Below are 20,479 nucleotides of genomic sequence, written 5' to 3'. Positions count from 1 at the left end.
GATTTAAATCTCCTTTTTCACGGTTGTTGGATGTAATAAGATCTTTTTGCGACGAGCAAAGTCTATGAATTTGAATTTATCTGGCCGGTGAAATGACGCTGTGATCTGAAATAAAGTCGTATCTTCTAAATAACTGTGGCTGCGAACAACGACGACGAGACCATCAGCCGGCAAGGCTAGTTTTTTAGCAACGATCGAGTCAGCTTTTTCGACGGTAATCTCTTTGGTGGCATAGGAAATCTGCAAGCCTAATTTTCCTTCTAAATAAGCATAGATTGAATCAGCTGCAGCAGATTTAGGCAACTCGCTGATTGGCGGTGACAATAAATAATCACGATCTAAAACAGCCGGTTGCTGGTCAATCAGCCGTAAGCGTTCGACGAAAAAGGCCGCCTGCTTTTTGCCAGTTTCTTCAGTGATCAGTTGAGGAGGTAAGATTGTTTTCTTTAAATGTAAAACCTTAGTGCAAGCATGCATTCCCAAAGCGGCGTTTAGTTCTTTGAAGCTGGTGATCCCGGAAATTGGGAAGGTGTAACGTTGAATGTCTAAGACTAAAGAACCACGGCCCTTGATTTTTTGAATTAGTCCTAATTCTGTTAGCTGATCTAAGGCTTTGCGAATCGTTTCACGCGAAGTTCCATATAATTCACAAAGCTGGTGTTCGCTCGGTAAAAAAGTTTTCGGTGCATAGATCTCATGATGGATTTTTGAAGCAATATCTTGAGCAATCATATTTTGTTTATTGGCTGGTTGCATATAGCTCACTTCCTTGGAAATCGTTTTCTAAAAACTATTATAGCATTATTGTATAGACAAACAAGTGCATGGAGCAACATTGTATTTTAAAAGTATTTTTCAAATAGTTTGACAGATGTATAGACAAGTTGTAAGATAATAGCGAAATTTGAAAACGCTTAAAAGGAGTGATTAGTTTGTTTGGCTTCAAGAAAAAAAGTGTTCCAACAACAGAATTAATGTCTCCAGTCAATGGGGAGTTGATTTCACTGAGCAAGGTCCAAGATGCGGTTTTTTCCGGAGGAGCAATGGGGAAAGGTTTGGGAATTGAACCAGCCACCGGGGAAATTAGTGCTCCGGTAGCTGGTGAGATTTCTATGGTTGCTGAGACCAAACATGCATTGGGAATCAAAACGACTGATGGTTTGGATGTTTTGCTGCACTTGGGGATCGATACAGTTGGTTTGAATGGTAAACCGTTTGAAATTTATGTTAAAAAAGGTCAAAAAATCAAACTTGGTCAGCAGTTAATGGCAATGGATCTAGAGGCAATTAAGGCAGCTGGTCTGCAAACGACAGTGATTTTAGTAATTACCAATTCAGCTGATCAAGCGATCGAACTGCAACCAATTGCTGAGCAGCAGGTCAGCGTTGGCCAGTCAGTAGCAGCTCTCATTCATGAAAAGGAGTGATCAAACATGGCAAAAAAGGATTATTCAGAATTAGCCAAAACAATTATTCAAGATGTTGGAGGTGAAAAAAACGTCAACAACTTGATCCACTGCATTACCCGATTGCGTTTTTATTTGAAAGATGAAGGACAGGCCAATGATGAAGCTTTGAAAAACACGAAAGGCGTGATCGATGTTATCAAAGCTTCCGGTCAATATCAAGTTGTTATCGGCAATGAAGTAACCAATGTTTATGATGCCGTTGTTGCTGAATTAGGACCTGAATTTGCAGCCAAGTTAAGTGATGGTGTCGCTAATGAAACAGCTGCTAGCACTGAAACACAAGCTGGTAATGGATTTGTTCGTGCCGTCAATCAATTGATTGGCTTGATCACTGGGTCAATGACACCTGTAATTGGCGTAATTGCGGCTTCTGGGATTATTAAAGGTATTTTGGCATTATTAACGCTTCCCCAGCTTGGTGCAATTTTAAACGCTAAGAGTACTGTTTATCTTACTGTTAGTGCTATGGCGGACTCAGCCTTTTATTTCTTGCCGATCATGGTGGGCTTTGCAGCTGCTCGTTATTTAGGCGGGGATCCAATCGTTGCAGCTGTTATCGGAGGTGTTTTAACTTATCCGCAGATTGTTACTTGGGGCACAGCCTTTAAAACGATGTTCTCAATTGGTGGTTTTGACTTCCAGTTCTTGAAATATACCTATTCAATTTTTCCAATGATCTTGGCAGCTTGGCTAGCTAAAAAAATTGGTGATTGGTTTAAAAAGATTTTACCAAGTTATCTACAGATGATTTTTAATCCATTATTGACAATCTTGATTGTCAGTGCAATTACTTTAGTGATTACCGGTCCAGTTATTCAAGGAGCTGCGAACGGAATTGCCGATTTTATTAATTGGTTGGTTAGCGTTTCTGGTTGACTTGGTGGTTTAGTAATTGGTGGTTTCTATCAGGTCTTAGTAATTTTTGGTTTGCACTGGGGTGTTGTTCCGTTGGTTGCTCAACAAATTTCCGGTAGTGGTGAAAGTGCGTTGAATGCGATCATTTCCGGTACTATGGTTTCACAAGGAGCTGCAGTTCTAGCGGTTGCAATCAAGTCACATAAAAGCGAATTGAAAGAACTTGGTTTTGCGGCAGCAATTTCAGCTTTTTGTGGGGTAACAGAACCCGCGATTTACGGTGTAAACTTGCGTTATCGACGTGTCTTTGTTTCTGGTTTGATTGGTTCAGCCGCCAGTGGTTTCATTACGGGTTTAATGCATGGCAATATGTTTGGTTTTACTGGATCGTTGATTGGCTTTTCATCTTTCTTTGATCCGAAGAATCCAACTAATTTGACCAGCTTCTATGCTTTCTTATTATCAAGTTTGGCAGCAATCGTAGTCAGTTTCTTGGTAACTTGGTTCTGGGGTTATAATGACAAGATGGCTATGGGCCAAAAAGTTGAAAAGAAAAAGAATCCAGCGAAAGCTTAGTTGAAAAAATTATTAAAATTGTACTGTTTCACAAAGAAGGAACAAAGACGTTCTCAAGTGAAACGGTATTTTTTTATTTTTAGGATTTAAAAATTTTTACGACCAAGCATCTGCTGATGACTAGCGTCTTTAACGGAACTTTAAATTTTTAAGTAAACCTTTAGTAACCTTAATGATTTTTTAAACCTTCAGCGATTGATTCTTATAGAAATTATGGTATTCTAGGCGAAAATAAGCTCAAGGGAGTGGGCTGGATGAAAAAATATTACGGTTTATGGGTTGTTTTGGTTATTTTAGGTGTGACCATGGTGGGATGGACAAAGGGGAGCCAAAGCAACAATCGAACACAAACCCCAACATTTTTCTTGCATGGTTATGGCAGCAGCTATCGAGCGGAACTTTTTTTTGTTCGAAAAGCGAAACAAGCTGGGGTCACTGATTCAGTAGTTCGAGCTAATGTTTTGCCAACAGGAAAGGTATTGTTGCAACATTCGGCTACCTGGCGAAGAAATAGTCGTAATCCAATTGTTGAAGTTGATTTTGTTGATAATCGAGATCGAAATTATCATCAAGATGCAGATTGGTTAGCGGATGCTTTACATCGTTTGCAACGAAAATATCATTTTCATAAATATAACGTTGTAGCTCACTCGATGGGAAACTTAGATCTGATGTATTATTTACTGGGAGACAAACGTTTGTCAGGACTTAAACTTAAGCATCAGGTTGATATCGCAGGTCCATTTGATGGATCTAATATTGATGGGTATAGTTTTTTAAATAATCGTTTACAAAAAAATGGTTTACCGACGAGACTTAGCTTTTTTTATCATTACTTTTTAACTCATCGCGATCGTTATTCATTTGACCAGACGAGAGTGATGAATATCTATGGGAATTTGAATAATGGAAGTAACTCTGATGGACGTGTTAGCACAGTTTCAGCTCGTTCTCTAAAATATTTATTGCAACATCGTGCTAAAAGCTATCAGCAAATTAAAATTTCTGGAGCATCAGCCCAACACAGTCGCTTACACCATAATCTTAAAGTCAGTCGTTTGATTAACCAGTTTTTATGGAAAGCTTCTTAGAATTTAAAATAAAACATAAGTGTACTTTGTTTGAATTGTGTTTGCAGACAAGGTACACTTTTTTATGGATTTGAACTTACCTAATTGGAGGAACGTTTATGTTTTGGTTATGGCTTCATTTGTTAGCAGCGGTGGTCTTGCTGGTCGTAATTTTGCTCACAGTTGTTAAAAACAAAGCGATAAAAGCCGTTGTAATGACAGCTCGAGTTGATTATTTAATCGCCATTATTAGTGGAATGATGTTGTTTAGCTATGCTTGGTCAAAATCGCCGGTGTTGGCTGTTTTGAAGGTGTTAGTGGCGTTAGCAGTGATCGGTATTTGTGAAATTCTTTTTAAACGTGTTAAACAGCTTTCGCTTCTTAGTCGAGGATTGATTTTAGTGGTAGTGATTGCGTTGGGCGCTTTTGGTTTAATGTTATCAGAAGGTTATCCCTTAATAAGTCTAGTTTAGAAAAATTATTTTTTAATAGCTTGTGAATCCTTATGCATTAAAAGTAAGTAAATAATTGAGTCTTCTTGGTTTTTGTAATTAATAAATAAACATGAAAAAGTACTGAAAGCGGATAACTATAATGGTTCACGCCAAAAGGATCGAGTAATCAGCTATTTAATTAGTGCAATAAAAATTATGTTTTTCACAATCTTTATTTATTAAGCTTATTGGATTTTTCACTAAGGTGGAGTATATTAAGGATGGTAAATTCAATTATTTATTTATTTGTTGTTGAAGAAAACAATGGCTGTTTTCAAGAGACAAAAAGCAATTATAAAGGAGGAGATCTGCATGAGTATCGTTTCATTGGCACGCTTTCAGTTTGCAATGACCACGGTCTTCCATTTTTTCTTTGTACCATTTTCAATTGGAACCGCGCTTGCTGTTGCCATTATGGAAACGACCTATGTTGTAACTAAAAAGAAAGAGTATCTCCGAATGGCAAAGTTTTGGGGGAATATTTTTTTATTGACCTTTGCCGTTGGGGTTGTTACTGGGATCATCCAAGAGTTTCAATTTGGGATGAACTGGTCTGATTATTCAAGATTTATGGGGGATATTTTTGGGGCACCGTTGGCGATTGAAGCATTGCTGGCTTTCTTTATGGAATCAACTTTCTTGGGTTTATGGATGTTTACTTGGGAAAAGGTTGGGCCAAAATTGCACGTGACCTTTATTTGGTTGGTAACTTTTGCTTCAGTGATCTCGGCTTTGTGGATCTTGACAGCTAACAGTTTCATGCAGCATCCGACAGGTTATACAATCAAAAACGGTCATGCTGTTATGACGAGTTTTAGTGCTTTATTAAAAAATCCACAACTCTGGTATGAATTTGGCCATGTTATTTCCGGCACAATCGTTACTGGAGGAATCATTATTGCTGGGTTGGCGGCTTTTCAGTTATTAAGCAAAACAGCTAAGGAGACCCATTTTTACCGAAAGTCATTGCGCTTAGGCTTGTTGTTAGCTTTGATTGGTTCAGTATTGGTAATTTTTGCTGGTGATCAGCAGATGAAATATCTGATCAATGAACAGCCAATGAAATTCGCTGCAACTGAGGGACTTTACAATACGAGTGGCAAGCATGCTTCCTGGGCAGTAATCGATTGGTCAAATGAAAAAGAGCATAAAAATGACTTCAGTTTGGATATTCCGGATATGTTAAGTATTTTAGCTTATGGTCGCACTTCCGGAGCAGTCAAAGGGATGAATGAAATTAACGCTCAGCTAGAAAAGAAATATGGCAAGCAGAATAATTATTATCCACCAGTTAATACATTGTTTTGGAGTTTTAGAATCATGGCAGGCTTTGGGGTTTTAATGTTGCTGGTTTCCGCATTAGGCTTGTTTTTGACGCGCAAAAAGAAACCAATTTTATATGAACACCGTTGGATGTTATGGATCGTTGGTTTATGTACCTTTGCACCATTTTTGGCAAATACGGCTGGTTGGTTAGTAACTGAGCTAGGTCGTTATCCATGGACGGTTTACGGCTTATTCACTATCCCAGAAAGTGTTTCGCCAAATGTTTCCGTTGGCTCGTTGCTAACTTCAAATATTGTTTACTTTTTGCTATTTACATTCTTGGCAGCAACGATGATTTCTTTAGTTCGGGTAGTTTTGAAAAAAGGACCAGGCTATGATGAACAACAAGCTGAAAAAGATCGCCGGGCAGACAAGGTTGATCCATTTGACAAGGAGGCGTTCGAATAATGAGCCCTTTACAATTTATTTGGTTTTTACTGATCGGAGTCTTATTTGCAGGTTTCTTCTTTCTTGAAGGATTTGATTTTGGAGTTGGGATGGCAACGAAAGGCTTGGCTGTTAATGAGCAGGAAAAAGATCAGCTGATTGCCACAATTGGTCCAATTTGGGATGGCAATGAAGTTTGGTTGATCACGGCTGGCGGGGCGATGTTTGCCTCATTCCCATTTTGGTACTCAGCTCTATTTAGTGGCTATTATCTGCTGTTCTTTATCATTTTAGTTGGTTTGATTATCCGTGGGGTTTCATTTGAGTTTAAGGCTCAATCATTAGATCATAAAAAAGGCTTCTGGGGTGCAACTTTGGCCTTAGGCAGTTTGATCGTGCCGTTTTTCTTCGGAGTGGTTTTTATCAGTATGATTCAAGGAATGCCAATTGATGCTAAAGGCAATATGACCGCTTCATTTACTGATTACATTAATTGGTTCTCCGTCGTTGGCGGCGTTGCAGTTACTTTAATGAGCTACTTGCACGGTTTAAACTACATTGCTTTGAAGACAACTGGTCCGATTCGGCAACGGGCAAAAAATCAAGCCAGTATGTTTTATTGGATCCTGTATGCTGGTCTAGTTGTCTTTGCCATTTTATTATATTTCAAGACGGATTTCTTCACAGTCCATTTTGTCGCGACTTTGGGGCTGTTGGTTTTGATCGTTTTATTGACGGTTGGAGCTCATTTAAGTGTAATTAAATCAAAGGAAATGGCGGCTTTCTTAGCTAGTGGTTTGACTTTTGTCGCTTTAGTGGCACTTTTATTTACGGGGTTATTCCCACGGGTCATGATCAGTTCGATCAGTCCAAAATATGACCTGTTGATTTCGACAGCATCTTCTAGTCCGTATACGTTGAAAGTTATGACAATCGTAGTTTGCGTTTTCTTGCCGTTTGTCTTGGCTTACATTGGCTGGACTTACTATATTTTCCATGAACGGATCAGTCACCGTCCGGAAACGGGCTCTGGGTATTAATTATGATTGATAAAAAATTACTGAATTTTCCGCGAATTCGGCCGGTGTTAGTGTTGCTTTTGGGTTTAGCCTGTTTGCAAGCCGCTTCAATTTTGGGGCAGGCTTGTTTTTTAGCTAAAGCAATTACTGATTTATGGGCTGGTCAAACGCTAAGCAAACAGTGGCAGTGGATCGGCCTGTTTGTGATGTGCTATTTGTTGCGGCATTTGATTTTATGGATCAAAGAGGATTTGCTGGACAGTTATTCGCGTCAGCAAGCACAACGTTTGCGGCAGGAATTACTGAGCAAAACCTTTGAACAAGGACCGCAGTTGATTCAAAGCCAAGGGACCGGTAATATGACGACGATGGCTCTAGAAGGCGTCGATCAAGTAGAAAAATATCTGCGGCTGATCCTATCTAAAGCAACAACCATGATGATCGTTCCCTGGTTGATTTTGGCAGTTATTTGGTACTTGGACTGGCGTTCAGGTGTTTTTTTGCTGATTATTTATCCATTGATCGTAATTTTTATGATCGTCTTGGGTTATGCCGCTCAAGCCAAAGCTGATCGTCAGTATCATACCTATCAGCTATTGTCGAATCACTTTGTCGATTCATTGCGCGGGATTGATACTTTAAAATATTTGGGATTAAGCAAGCGTTATGCTCGCAGTATTTTTAAAACTAGCGAGCGGTTTCGCCGAGCGACAATGAGCACGTTGAAAGTTGCGATCTTATCAACTTTTGCATTAGATTTCTTTACAACCCTATCGATTGCGGTGGTTGCTGTTTTGTTAGGAATTCGCTTAGTTGCTGGGACGATCCTTTTGTTTCCAGCATTGACGATTTTAACTTTGAGTCCCGAATATTTTTTGCCGATTCGGGATTTCTCAAATGATTATCATGCGACCTTGGATGGCAAGAATGCTTTAACAGCAATCAGTCAGATTTTAGCCATCAAACCAGCTGCGACAACGAAAACTTCATTGCCGGCTTGGAATGATCAAAGCCATTTGATGGTCACTAAGCTGGATTTTGCTTATCCGCAGCAGTCAAGATCTGTCCAGCAGTTGAGTTTTCAAGCAACTGGCTTTCAAAAAATCGGGATCATTGGTTTAAGCGGTTCTGGTAAATCGACTTTGATCAATCTTTTGGGTGGCTTTTTAAAACCGCAGACAGCTCAAATTAAAATTGCTGGCCAGTTGCTAACATCTTTTGCTCAACCTGATTGGCAGCGACAGTTGATTTATATTCCACAAAATCCATATATTTTTCGGTCCTCGTTACGCGACAATATTGCTTTTTATCAACCACAGGCAACCGCAGCTCAAGTTGAGCAAGCGGTCAAAGTTGTCGGTTTAGAAAAACTAGTGGCTCAGTTGCCAGCAGGTTTGGATACGCAAATTGGCGAAGGCGCCCGCGCACTAAGTGGTGGTCAAGCGCAACGGATTGCTTTAGCCCGAGCTTTTCTTGATCAAAGTCGGAAAGTGCTTTTGTTTGATGAACCAACTGCTCATTTGGATATTGAAACCGAAGTTGAATTGAAAGAGCGGATGTTGCCGTTGATGGCGAATCATTTAGTGTTTTTTGCAACTCATCGCTTACATTGGATGCAGGAAATGGATTGGATCTTGGTTATTGACCAAGGAAGGATTGTCGAGCAAGGGACGCTGGCTCAGCTGCAACAGCAAAACGGTGCATTTGTTCAGTTAAGTCGTTCATTAAGGAGTGTCTGATCATGCGTATTTTTAAACTTTTTAAACGTGACAGCTGGGTACGGCCATTTTTGAAAAAGTATCGCCGTTCATTGATTCTAGCACTGTTTTTGGGCTTTATGACTTACTTCTGTGCGGCCGCCTTGATGTTTAATTCCGGTTATTTGATCAGTCGGGCAGCTGCTTTACCGGAAAACATCCTGATTATTTATGTTCCGATCGTCTTGACGCGGGCTTTTGGAATTGGTCGGCCAGTCTTTCGTTACGCTGAACGGCTGACCAGTCATAACTGGGTCTTACGCCTGACATCGCGTTTGCGCTTGAAACTGTACCAAACATTAGAAAAAGATGCGGTCTTTTTTAAGAGTCATCATCAAACGGGAGATATTTTAGGGCTATTATCCAATGATATCGATCATTTAGAAAACCTATATTTGCGGACGGTTTTTCCCACGATCACTGCCTGGAGTTTATATGCTTTTATCATTATCGGCTTAGGCTGGTTTTCTTGGTGGTTTGGACTGGTCATGTTATTATTATTTGCAATTATCATTTTTGTTTTCCCACTTTGGTCGCTGCTGGCAAATGCAGCCCGCCAAGAACAGCAGAAGGTTTTAAGAAATCAGCTGTATACTGAGCTAACAGATAATGTTCTCGGAGTTTCTGATTGGATCTTCAGTCAGCGGACGAAAGAATATTTAACGGCACATTTGGCAAATGAACGGCATTTAGCCTATGTCCGTCGAGCAATTCAAAAATTTGACCATCGACGCGATTTTTTGGTTCAAGTGGTCTTCGGTTTGCTGACAGTCGTTTTGTTAGTCTGGACCAGTTTTCGCTTTCCCGGCAGTCATGGGGGAGCTGCTAATTGGATCGCAGCTTTCGTCTTAGCAATTTTTCCATTAGCTGATGCCTTTGCTCCTTTAAGTCAGGCGGCCGAGGAGACGAATATTTATCAAGATTCACTCCAACGGTTAAATCAGCTAACTTTAACAGAAAGCAACCAGCTTTCAATGCATCATCAGACTTTGCCAACGCTCAAGGGGCCATTGACACTTGAAGTTCAGCAGTTGGACTATCAATACCCAGCAACTGCACAAAAAGCACTGGCGGGCTTGAATTTAACGATCAAACCTGGTGAACGGCTGGCGATTCTCGGCCGGAGCGGTTCTGGAAAAACAACTTTAGCTCATTTATTGCGCGGCGACCTTAAACCAACAGCTGGTCAAGTAACTTTAAATGGTCTAGCAACTTGGCAGTTGAACCCAGAAATCAACCGGTATATTGGTGTGCTGCATCAGTCACCGTATTTATTTCATACGACTTTAAGCAATAATTTGCGTTTAGCGAATGAACAGGCGACTGATCGGCAGCTGTGGGATGCTTTGGAGCGAGTAGGTCTTAAACAGTTGGTTGCTAAGCTGCCGGCTGGGCTGGAGACAGAAGTTGACGAAGCCGGCCTGCGTTTTTCCGGCGGTGAGCGGCATCGATTGGCTTTAGCCCGGATTCTGCTGCAAAATGTCCCGATTGTCATTTTAGATGAACCGACAGTTAGTTTGGACCCAATTACCGAGCAAGAACTGATCGAAACGATCAATCAGCAGCTGGGTGAGCAAACCTTGATTTGGATTACCCACCATTTGCAAGGCTTATCCTTAATGGATCAGGTAGTCTTTATTGAAGATGGCCACCTGCAGATGAGCGGTTCGCCACAAGAATTGGCAGCTCATAATCAGCATTATCAAAAATTGCTGGCCATCGATCACGGGGCTTGAAAAACAGTGGAACAAGCGTAAAAAAGCACTGAAAAAGCTAGCTGCTTTTCCAGTGCTTGAAGATAATCTTAAAAAGTTCGTTTTAATAATTTTTCAGCTAATTGTTGGAGTTCTTCGGCCGCTTTTCCATCTGGCAGCTGTTTGATCTGTTGAATGGCTTGTTGAGTGTAGTTCCAAGCCAATTCCTTAGCTTGTTTAACTCCGTGATATTTTTTGACTAGCTGGCTGATTTGTTTGATCTCTGATTTTGAAATCTGTCGTTTCTTAGCTAACAGCTGATCAAATTCAGCAGGTTTTTGTTGATAGGCTAGCAACAGCGGTAAAGTATAGACACCCTGAGCGACATCTTCCAAGATAGGCTTTTTTAAAGTTGCTGTTGAACTTGAATAATCAAGGATATCGTCGTAAATTTGAAAAGCAATTCCAATATTTTCTCCAATTTGAGCTGCAAGAGCTACCATTTTTGGCTGGTTCAAACCGCCAAAATAAGCTCCTTCCATACAGGCTAAGCGGAATAAGGCAGCAGTCTTGCCTTTGATATTGGCTAGGTAGTTGCTGATCGGCTGCTGTTGCTGAAAACGAGCAGCCATCTGGTTCAATTCACCATGTAGCAAGTGTCGCATCGTATCGGAATTGATCTTCAGATAAGGGGTACCGTTCATGGTTTCAATCAAAAGTTCAAAGAAGATAGTGAACAATAGATCACCAGCATAAACAGCAGTATCTTTGCCATATTTGGCTTGGATCGTGATCGTTCCATGCCGCAGTGGTGAATCATCGATAATATCGTCATGAATTAACGTCGCTTGATGCAAGATTTCAAGTGAAGCGGCTACTTTGGTCAGTTTTTTCGAACGCCGGATATCTGGCTGGCCTAATTGCGCAAATACTAGAAATAATCCAGGACGCAACATTTTTCCTTGTTGTTGGGCACAGTCGTTAAGCAGTGCTTGGATCGCTGGGTTGCCTGAAGATAATAATTGATGCATCAGCGAACGAACATCATTCAGCTGCTTAGCAATTTTAGGGTAATGTTTCCATAAATCTAACATGATTTAAATCCTTTCCTGTGCCAACAATTAGTTGCTGGGTAATCTCTAAATATTATTAAACCACATTTTTTAAAATAGCGGAAAGAATAAAGTTGGAGGTAGATAAGATGTCAAATAAAATGACGCTCCCGATATTTATGGAGCTCGTCGAAATCAAGGCGAAAACAGCTAGCGTTTTACCATTTATTTTAGGAGCATGTTTTAGCTGGTTCAATTATCGATCCGTTCATCCAGGGTTATTGACGGCCTTTTTTGTCGCCATGTTTGTTTTTAATATGTCCGTTGATATCATGGACAATTATAACGATTATCATCATGCGGTTGATACGAATAATTATCGGCAAAAAACCAATATTATCGGCCGTGAGAATTTATCATTGCGTCAGGTCTTTTGGATGATGGTCGGCATGATTGTGATCTCAGCTGGCCTTGGTTTATGGATCGTCACCATCGTGGGTTGGCCGTTACTGATCATGGGAGTTTTTTGTTATTTGGTCGGAATCTTTTATTCATCTGGTCCGCGGCCGTTATCAAGCCTGCCATTAGGTGAATTATTTTCCGGACCAACGATGGGGTTGATGATCACTTTGATCTGTGTTTATATCAATACCTATCAAATGTTCAGTTGGGATTGGGCAAATTTAGGCCGGATCTTATTAATTTCACTGCCCAATACGTTGTGGATCTCAAACTTGATGCTAGCTAATAATATCTGTGATCTGGATGAAGATGAAAGCAATCAACGATATACTTTAGTTCACTATCTTGGAAAGAGACGTGCACTACATTTATTTGTTATAATGAATATAATGGCGGTGATTAGCCTGGTTGCAGCGGTGGCAATCAAAATTGCACCATGGACAGTCCTTTTGGCCTTGCTGGTTTTGCCGTTTATTATTAGTCAGGTTCGGCTTTTTCTAAAAAAACAGGTCAAAAAGGAAACGTTCATTTGTGCCGTTAAGATCTTAGCTATCGGTGCCGCCAGTCAAGCACTATTTTATCTAGTATTTATGCCGTTTGTTTAAATATTGTAAGGAGATGGAAAAGTTGAAGGAAGTAGTTATTTTAGGTGCTGGATATGCTGGCTTGCGGGCATTGCATCGCCTGCAAGTCCAAAGCAACAGCGGTTTTCATATTACATTAGTTGATCGCAACGATTATCATTACGAATCAACTGATTTGCACGAGGTGGCTGCTGGAACCCAAACCAGAGAAAAGATCACTTATGCGATCAAAGATGTGATTAATCCATCAGTCACGACTTTTGTCCAGGCAACTGTTGAAAAAATTGATCGTGATCGCCAGGAAGTTGTTCTAAAAAATAGTCAAAAATTGCATTATGATTATCTGATCATTTCTTTGGGTTTTCGCTCAGAGTCATTTGGCATCCCAGGGGTGGAAGAACATGCTTTACAAATGGTTGATGTTGAAACAGCTGAACAGGTCTATCAGCATTTAGTCAGCCAAATGAAGGATTACACGCACACCCATAATCCAGCTAGTTTGCGGGTGGTAGTTTGTGGTGCCGGTTTTACAGGTATCGAATTATTAGGTGCTTTATGCGATGCTCGTCGTCATTTAGCTTCAATTGCCGGGGTTGAGCCACAAGAATTGGAATTTTATTGTGTGGAAGCTGTTACTCGTTTACTGCCAATGTTTGCTGAAGAGCTGGCTGATTATGGGATTTCGCATTTGAAAAATTGGGGCGTGAAGTTTTTAACTGGTAAACCGATCAAAGCCATTAAGCCAGATACGGTCGTTTACCAAGAGGACAAAGAAACCGGTGCTACCAAGGACTTAACTGCCAAGACGATCATTTGGACAACAGGTGTCAGTGGCAGCCAGGTAATGGAAGCATCCGGTTTCAAGCAGCGCCGGGGTCGGGTCATGGTTACTGATGATCTGACTGATCCAGACTACAGCAATGTCTATATTATCGGGGATGTTTCAGCAGTAATGAATGCCCAAAACAATCGGCCGTATCCGACAACGGCACAAATTGCTTTAAAAATGGGTGATCAAGCCGCTAAAAACTTGTCAGCTCAGCTTAAAGGAGAAAAAGGCGGCAAATTTACGTTTGAATCAGCTGGCTCAGTTGCATCGATCGGTAATACTCATGCGTTTGGATTAGTCGGCAAAACGGCAATCAAGGGTTATCCGGCTTCATTTGTGAAAAAAGCGATCATGGATAAATCATTGCTGGCAACTGGCGGTTTGAAAGAAATGCTTGCCAAGGGTCGCTTTGACTTATACCATTAGGCTTAATTATTAAAAGCTTTGACTATTCAAGCAGTCAAGGCTTTTTAATAACTATATTTTGCTCATTACTTTGCAAAATGTCAATCTAATCTTTAGCTATTAAGCATTTTTATTGTTAACATTAGTTTGCTGGAGCTGCCAAATTGTGAAAAAGTTGTTAATAAAAAGCAGCGCCAAGTTTTTAAACTTGAGTAGCTGCTTTAGCAAATTTATAGTGATCAATAAATGTTGATTAAACCTTGAGTGCCCTGATTGCCGAGTCCTTTGACGTCGACCATGATTTCGTATAGACGCTTAGCATTTTCGGTTGCTCGCAGATCCAAGCCCATTTTATCAGCTTCTTCTAAAGCGATCCGCAGATCCTTTAAGAAATGGCGGGCAAAAAATCCGGGAGTGTAATCATTTTTTAAAATCCGTGGGACATAATTTTCCATGCTCCAATTGTCAGCACCGCCATTTGACAAAGCCGTCAACACCTTTTGTTCATCTAGGCCGGCTTTACGGGTATAGAGCAGCATTTCTGTCAAACCAGTCATCGTTCCGGCAATCATGATTTGATTTGCCATCTTAGCGTGTTGTCCAGCACCAGCCGGGCCAAAATAAGTCGTAGTTTGACCAATAATCTTAAAAAGCGGCAGTAAGCGTTCGTAAGCGGCTTTTGAGCCACCAACCATAATTGTTAGCGTTGCTTGCTTGGCTCCAATATCACCACCAGAAACTGGGGCATCCAAAGCAGCAAAATCATGCTCAGCAGCATATTGACCAATTTTAGCTGCTAGCGAAGGTTTGCTGGTCGTCATATCAACAACTGCTGATCCGGGAGTTAAAGTTTTGAAGATCCCTTGTTCGCCAAAATAAACTTCTTCGACATCTTGTGGAAAACCGACCATTGTAAAGACAACATTGCTAGTTTTAGCAACTTGTGCCGGGCTATCACACCAAACTGCCCCATCAGCGACTAACTGATCAGTCTTGCTTTTAGTCCGGTTGTAGACGGCTAGTTGCTGTCCGTCTTTCAACAAATTTTCAGCGATTGCTGCCCCCATAACGCCGGTTCCAATAAAACCAATTTTCAAGTAGATCCTTCCTTTCTGAAAACGAAATCTAAAAATAAAAGGGTATCCTCGTTTTCATAATACTGGCTGACGTGATTGGTGTAAACTCAAGCGGCTTGCTAAACTGGAATTTAATTATTTTTCAGTGGAAGTTATCAGCTGAGGAAAGCGAAAAACTAGCTGAACAGTATCTTAGTCAGTATTTTACTTTTATTAATCCAACCAAAATTGTTAAGATCCTTGAAAGCTACTGTGATTTCATTGATCATCGTCAGCAGCTGGAGATGGATAATTCATTTCGAATCAGTTTAATTATGCACTTAGCAGGAGCAATTGAACGTTGCCTAACTAATTCACAGATGAAGGTCGATCCTCAACAATTGGCAGAAGTGATAAAGAGGCCCTCCTTTAAAATTATTGAGCAGGCCAATGATATTTTGCAAGAAACTTTGAATTTGAAATTAGAAACTGCGGAAACATATTATATTTATGAACTTTTTGACACAGAAATGCAAAAACACTGACACAGAAAAACGACACACTATTTAAAAATAGTGTGTCGTTTTTTAAATTTTATTTAAAGTACGGCAATAAAGGCTTTGTAAGCGATACACAAAAGTTGGCATGAAGTTTGCTTATAAAAAGGGTGAAGTGCTTTTTAATTGAGTGTTATGTTAGAAGGCTGTTGTTCAATTATTTCTTTTTCATTTTTGATACTAGGGTTTAGGTGATGAAAATGCCAATGGATATCCGCTTATTTAGAATTGATAGCCGTTTGTTGCATGGCCAGGTCACAACTAATTGGGCGAAGGTAACTAAAGTCAATCGAATCTTAGTTGTTTCTGATAGCGCTGCCCATGATCGTATCAGGCGAACACTGTTATTTCAAGCGGCTCCGCCAGGCATCAAGGTCAACGTTATCCCGGTTTTTAAGATGATCAGCATTTATCGAGATCCACGGTTCGATTTTTTGCAAGTCTTGATTCTAGTCGAAAACCCAGTTGATGCGATGCGTTTGATTTCAGGTGGTATCAAAGTCAAAAAAGTCAACATTGGGGCTTTAAGCTTTGACAATGATCGGATGATGGTAACAGATACGATTGCCGTCAGCAAAAAAGATGTGATGGCTTTTATTTGGATGCATCGACTAGGAATCGAGCTGGATGTTCGCAAAGTTTCTGGTGATAACTCCAAAGATCTCTGGAAAGCTTTGCAAGATAAAAAGCTGGTTTAATTAATTGAAAGGTGGTGAACAGCAGCTGTTTTTGAACAAAGTAAAGCAGCACTTTACAACCCTTAGAGCTTGATAGATTCAAGGGAATAAATTTTTAGGAGGTATTAGAGATGGTAGGAATTATCCTAGCAAGTCACGGCGGCTTTGCAGATGGCATCTATCAATCCGGCTCAATGATTTTTGGCGAACAAAAAGATGTTGCAGCCGTAACCTTGATGCCAAATGAGGGCCCAAATGATGTTAGAGCCAAAATGGAAAAGGCGATTGCATCATTTGAAGATCAAGATCAAGTGTTATTCTTAATCGACTTATGGGGCGGGACACCATTTAATCAGGCAAACAATTTATTAGAAGCTCATAAAGACAAATGGGCTCTTGTTGCCGGCATGAATCTGCCAATGGTGATCGAAGCATATGCATCTCGGATGTCGATGAACTCAGCTCATGAAATTGCGGCTCATATTATTGAAACTGCTAAAGATGGAGTGAAAGTTAAACCAGAGTCACTGCAGCCAAAACCTAAAGCGGCAGTTAAAGGAAACGGCGGCAGAAAAGGGAATGGTCGTTTAGCTCCAGGAACGGTTGTTGGCGATGGCAAGATCAAATATGTTTTAGCTCGAATCGATTCACGTCTGTTGCACGGGCAAGTTGCAACTGCCTGGTCGAAGACGGTTCAACCAACTCGAATTATTGTTGTTTCTGATAACGTTGCACATGATGATTTGCGCAAGAAGCTGATTGTTCAAGCTGCTCCGCCTTCTATCAAAGCAAATGTTATTCCAATTAAGAAACTAATTGAAATTGCCAAGGATCCACGTTTTGGTAATACTAAAGCGTTACTGTTATTTGAAAACCCTGAGGATGCTTTACGGGCCATCAAAGGTGGCGTTGATATTAAGGAATTGAATATCGGCTCAATGGCGCATTCAGTTGGCAAAGTGGTTGTCAACAAAGTTCTTTCAATGGATCAGACCGATGTTGATACTTTTGAAGAATTAAAAGCCAAGGGAATCAAGTTTGATGTTCGTAAGGTTCCAAATGATTCAGGCGAGAATATGGATGAATTGCTTAATAAAGCTAAGTCAGAAATAGCTAAAAATAGCTAATTGTTGACCGAGCTAAAAAAAGGAGGATTAACATGTCTGCAATATCGATTATTCTAGTTGTCATCGTCGCATTCTTTGCGGGGATGGAAGGTATTTTGGATGAATTTCAATTTCATCAACCATTAGTTGCATGTACATTGATCGGGCTAGTTACTGGCCAGTTGATACCATGTGTTATCCTAGGTGGTCAATTACAAATGATTGCTTTAGGTTGGGCTAACATTGGTGCCGCAGTTGCTCCTGATGCTGCATTGGCCGCAGTTGCTTCAGCTATTATTTTAGTTTTAGGTGGTCAAGGCTCTAAAGGTGTTGGCACAGCCGTTGCGGTGGCTGTCCCATTGGCTGTAGCTGGTTTATTCTTAACCATGATTGCACGTACTTTAGCTGTTCCGATTATTCACTTTATGGATGCAGCAGCTGAAAAAGGAGATTATCGTAAGATTGATTTTTGGCAAGTTATTGCGATCGGTATGCAAGGATTAAGAATTGCACTTCCAGCAGCTGCTATGATGTTCATTCCAACTGCAAGTGTTAGAGCTGCTTTAAATGCAATGCCTGATTGGTTAAATGATGGTATGAAAATTGGTGGCGGCATGGTTGTTGCCGTTGGGTATGCAATGGTTATCAACATGATGGCTAGCCGCGAAGTATGGCCATTCTTTGCAATTGGCTTCGTAGTTGCCACAATTACCGATTTAACTTTGATTGCAATTGGTGCTTTGGGATTAGCGCTTTCTTTGATGTACCTGACTTTAACAAAGAAAGCTGAAAATAATAATGGCGGCAACGGCGGAAATGGCGGCAACGGCGGCGATTCGCTAGATGACATTCTAAACGACTATTAAGAGAGGGAGGAATAGAAAATGGCAGAAAACAAGATTCAATTGACCAAAAAGGATCGGTTAGCCGTTGCTTGGCGTTCAACTTTCATTCAAGGCTCATGGAACTACGAACGTATGCAAAATGGTGGCTGGTGCTATGCTTTGATCCCAGCAATTAAAAAACTTTATCCTAAAAAAGAAGATCGTGCAGCAGCTTTAAAACGCCATCTTGAATTCTTTAATACTCATCCATACTTAGCTTCACCAGTTATCGGTGTTACGCTAGCATTGGAAGAGGAACGGGCAAATGGTGCTGAAGTTGATGATGTTGCGATTCAAGGTGTGAAAGTTGGTATGATGGGCCCGCTGGCTGGTGTTGGTGATCCAGTCTTCTGGTATACTGTTCGGCCAATTTTAGGTGCTTTAGGTGCTTCCTTAGCAATCAGCGGCAATATTTTAGGACCAATTTTATTCTTCGTGCTTTGGAATGCGATTCGGTGGGCATTTATGTGGTATACTCAGGAATTTGGTTATCGTACGGGTTCAAAAATCACCGATGACCTTTCCGGTGGTTTGCTGCATGATGTAACAAGTGTTGCTTCAATGATGGGTATGTTTGTTTTGGCAGCTTTGGTTGAACGGTGGGTAAGTATTAGCTTTGTACCTGTTGTTTCAAAGGTTAAGTTAAGTTCTGGTGCTTATATTGATTGGGATAAGATTCCATTGACTCATTCAGGGTTGGCTAAAGCATTTACTGAATATCAAAATGGTTTATCTCTGACCAGCTATCAAACTAAGACTTTACAGGATAACTTGGATTCTTTGATTCCAGGCTTAGCAGGTTTGCTGTTGACCTTCCTGTGCATGTGGTTACTAAAGAAGAAAGTTTCACCGATCGTAATTATTTTAAGTCTCTTTGTTGTAGGTGTTGTGGGACACGTTATCGGTTTGCTTTAATATTTGGTCAAGTTTGCGGGCAGCCTTATTTATCTTGGATAAGGCTGTTCTTTTGTTTTATAATTAAACTAAAGATTCTGGTGAGGAGGGAAGAAAATGGTACAGTCGCTCAATACGAAAGTCGATTTGGTTGCTGATGCGACATCTTTTATGGGATTAAGCGAGTATGGTCAAGTAATGGTTGGCAACAATGCTTTTGAATTTTATAATTCGCGTGACAAAAATAAATATATTCAAATTCCCTGGACAGAGATTGATTACGTTGAAGCGTCGGTTTTACTCAAAGGCAAGTGGATTCCTCGTTATGCAATCAATACTAAAAGAAATGGTCAATTTATGTTTGCATCCAAACAGCCAAAAAAAGTTTTACGAGCTATGCGGGATCATCTTGGACCAAATAAGATGTTCCGCGCGCTGACCTCCAAGCAGATTATCGGCCGCGGTTTGGGAAATATGAAAATAGAATTTGAACAAAGGAAGAAAAATAACAGGAAAAAATAAGTAACAGTGCACTGATCATTTTGGCTTTTGCCACGATGATCATTTTTTTATATTGTTTTTTAAAATTAATTGTTTTTACTGGTGACTGAAAAACCTGTCATATACATATAGGAAGGCGGATGATTAATGGCGGAGTGATTGTTGGACAGAAGGGTTTTGCACAATTGCAGGAAAGATTTTAGCAAAAGTAAGGTGAATGATTTATTTCTATATATAGAAGAAGTTTTTCTATAGGAGAATTGCGTAAATATTCAATGAAGCAGATTGACTTAAAAAGTCATGGCTTCTTTTCCATATTTTACAATTGTCAGTCAATAAATTTTTTTGAAAAAAGCATTTTTTATAATTCGTCTTTTATTCACAGTTTTGAATTGATCAATTTGTTTTAAAAAAATAGTTCTACATTTTATTTACGATTAGCTTATTAATGCTCATAATATTCGCAAATTAATAAATCAAAGAAGCTTTGAATAGTGATTTTTTGGAATTTATACTTGACGTTATAACTGTTTCACGGTATTATATAAAACGTTGCTGTTACAGTAAAGCATTTCTTCTTTGAATGAAGGACTGTGGACAGTAAGCCAGTAGACCTTTGAAAACTGAACAAAGTTTCGATAAACAAATGTGCAGGGCCTTGAAAAAGGACAACATTTGCGAAGTCAATTCGCTAGTAATAATTTGAGTCACAAACTTTAAAATGAGAGTTTGATCCTGGCTCAGGACGAACGCTGGCGGCGTGCCTAATACATGCAAGTCGAACGAGACTTTTTGATTGATGCTTGCATCTTTTAAAAAGTTGAGT

General features: G+C 40.1%; 18 protein-coding genes and 1 pseudogene. 15 read left to right on the top strand and 4 right to left on the bottom strand.

Annotation, left to right across the window (positions count from 1 at the left end; all coding sequences use genetic code 11):
• Positions 1-3 precede the first annotated feature (3 nt).
• Positions 4-756 (bottom strand): trehalose operon repressor, encoded by a 753-nt coding sequence (gene treR, locus KH893_RS10305; RefSeq protein ID WP_281166043.1) that lies wholly within the window; start codon positions 754-756, stop codon positions 4-6.
• 218 nt (positions 757-974) lie between these two features.
• Between treR and KH893_RS10300 the strand changes: the two are divergent.
• The 7 genes and pseudogenes from KH893_RS10300 to cydC all read left to right on the top strand — a co-directional run bounded on the left by KH893_RS10300 (position 975) and on the right by cydC (position 10,689).
• Positions 975-2,900 (top strand): annotated as a pseudogene (locus tag KH893_RS10300) (PTS sugar transporter subunit IIABC).
• Positions 2,901-3,154: 254 nt separating this feature from the next.
• A complete protein-coding gene (locus tag KH893_RS10295) occupies positions 3,155-3,991 on the top strand; it encodes an alpha/beta hydrolase (RefSeq protein WP_281166042.1) in 837 nt (278 codons plus the stop codon).
• Between the two features lie 98 nt (positions 3,992-4,089).
• A complete protein-coding gene (locus KH893_RS10290) occupies positions 4,090-4,443 on the top strand; it encodes a DUF1516 family protein (RefSeq protein WP_281166041.1) in 354 nt (117 codons plus the stop codon).
• Between the two features lie 333 nt (positions 4,444-4,776).
• Positions 4,777-6,198: a cytochrome ubiquinol oxidase subunit I gene (locus tag KH893_RS10285; protein WP_281166040.1), complete on the top strand. Its 1,422-nt coding sequence runs from the start codon at positions 4,777-4,779 to the stop codon at positions 6,196-6,198.
• Positions 6,198-7,217, top strand: coding sequence for a cytochrome d ubiquinol oxidase subunit II (gene cydB, locus KH893_RS10280; protein ID WP_281166039.1), 1,020 nt, complete (start codon positions 6,198-6,200; stop codon positions 7,215-7,217). The genes KH893_RS10285 and cydB overlap by 1 nt, the downstream gene beginning before the upstream one ends.
• A 2-nt stretch (positions 7,218-7,219) precedes the next feature.
• On the top strand, positions 7,220-8,935 hold the full coding sequence (gene cydD / locus KH893_RS10275; protein ID WP_281166038.1) for a thiol reductant ABC exporter subunit CydD: 1,716 nt from the start codon (positions 7,220-7,222) through the stop codon (positions 8,933-8,935).
• A 2-nt stretch (positions 8,936-8,937) separates the two neighbouring features.
• Complete coding sequence (gene cydC, locus KH893_RS10270) at positions 8,938-10,689, top strand: thiol reductant ABC exporter subunit CydC (protein ID WP_281166037.1); 1,752 nt, start codon at positions 8,938-8,940, stop codon at positions 10,687-10,689.
• 68 nt (positions 10,690-10,757) lie between these two features.
• Here the strand turns inward: cydC and KH893_RS10265 are convergent, their stop codons facing one another.
• Complete coding sequence (locus tag KH893_RS10265; protein WP_281166036.1) at positions 10,758-11,741, bottom strand: polyprenyl synthetase family protein; 984 nt, start codon at positions 11,739-11,741, stop codon at positions 10,758-10,760.
• 119 nt (positions 11,742-11,860) lie between these two features.
• On the opposite strand from KH893_RS10265, the gene KH893_RS10260 reads away from it, so the two are divergent.
• Both KH893_RS10260 and KH893_RS10255 read left to right on the top strand, forming a co-directional pair.
• Positions 11,861-12,766 carry a prenyltransferase gene (locus KH893_RS10260; RefSeq protein WP_281166059.1) on the top strand — a complete coding sequence of 302 codons (906 nt, stop codon included), beginning with the start codon at positions 11,861-11,863 and terminating at the stop codon, positions 12,764-12,766.
• 22 nt (positions 12,767-12,788) lie between these two features.
• Entirely contained in the window at positions 12,789-14,000 is a 1,212-nt protein-coding gene (locus KH893_RS10255; protein ID WP_281166035.1) for an NAD(P)/FAD-dependent oxidoreductase, read from the top strand.
• 218 nt (positions 14,001-14,218) lie between these two features.
• On the opposite strand, the gene KH893_RS10250 is transcribed toward KH893_RS10255, so the two are convergent.
• Positions 14,219-15,076 carry an NAD(P)-dependent oxidoreductase gene (locus tag KH893_RS10250; protein WP_281166034.1) on the bottom strand — a complete coding sequence of 286 codons (858 nt, stop codon included), beginning with the start codon at positions 15,074-15,076 and terminating at the stop codon, positions 14,219-14,221.
• A 95-nt stretch (positions 15,077-15,171) separates the two neighbouring features.
• Between KH893_RS10250 and KH893_RS10245 the strand changes: the two genes are divergently transcribed.
• From KH893_RS10245 to KH893_RS10220, 6 genes are all read left to right on the top strand, one after another.
• On the top strand, positions 15,172-15,579 hold the full coding sequence (locus KH893_RS10245) for a PRD domain-containing protein (protein WP_281166033.1): 408 nt from the start codon (positions 15,172-15,174) through the stop codon (positions 15,577-15,579).
• 212 nt (positions 15,580-15,791) lie between these two features.
• Complete coding sequence (locus tag KH893_RS10240; RefSeq protein WP_281166032.1) at positions 15,792-16,289, top strand: PTS sugar transporter subunit IIB; 498 nt, start codon at positions 15,792-15,794, stop codon at positions 16,287-16,289.
• Positions 16,290-16,399: 110 nt separating this feature from the next.
• The gene (locus KH893_RS10235; RefSeq protein WP_281166031.1) at positions 16,400-17,395 is read left to right on the top strand and encodes a PTS sugar transporter subunit IIB; all 996 of its coding nucleotides are present in this window, start codon (positions 16,400-16,402) and stop codon (positions 17,393-17,395) included.
• A 32-nt stretch (positions 17,396-17,427) separates the two neighbouring features.
• The gene (locus KH893_RS10230; protein ID WP_281166030.1) at positions 17,428-18,240 is read left to right on the top strand and encodes a PTS mannose/fructose/sorbose transporter subunit IIC; all 813 of its coding nucleotides are present in this window, start codon (positions 17,428-17,430) and stop codon (positions 18,238-18,240) included.
• A gap of 18 nt (positions 18,241-18,258) precedes the next feature.
• Complete coding sequence (locus tag KH893_RS10225) at positions 18,259-19,173, top strand: PTS system mannose/fructose/sorbose family transporter subunit IID (RefSeq protein ID WP_281166029.1); 915 nt, start codon at positions 18,259-18,261, stop codon at positions 19,171-19,173.
• Positions 19,174-19,269: 96 nt separating this feature from the next.
• A complete protein-coding gene (locus tag KH893_RS10220) occupies positions 19,270-19,674 on the top strand; it encodes a DUF956 family protein (RefSeq protein ID WP_281166028.1) in 405 nt (134 codons plus the stop codon).
• A gap of 537 nt (positions 19,675-20,211) precedes the next feature.
• On the opposite strand, the gene KH893_RS13225 is transcribed toward KH893_RS10220, so the two are convergent.
• Positions 20,212-20,479 (bottom strand): hypothetical protein (locus tag KH893_RS13225; RefSeq protein ID WP_427860298.1); only part of this gene is annotated, 268 nt, incomplete at its 5' end.

Source organism: Liquorilactobacillus sicerae (assembly GCF_029916425.1).
In the GTDB taxonomy this organism is placed as follows: domain Bacteria; phylum Bacillota; class Bacilli; order Lactobacillales; family Lactobacillaceae; genus Liquorilactobacillus; species Liquorilactobacillus sicerae.
This window is presented reverse-complemented; position numbering and strand designations above follow the sequence as displayed.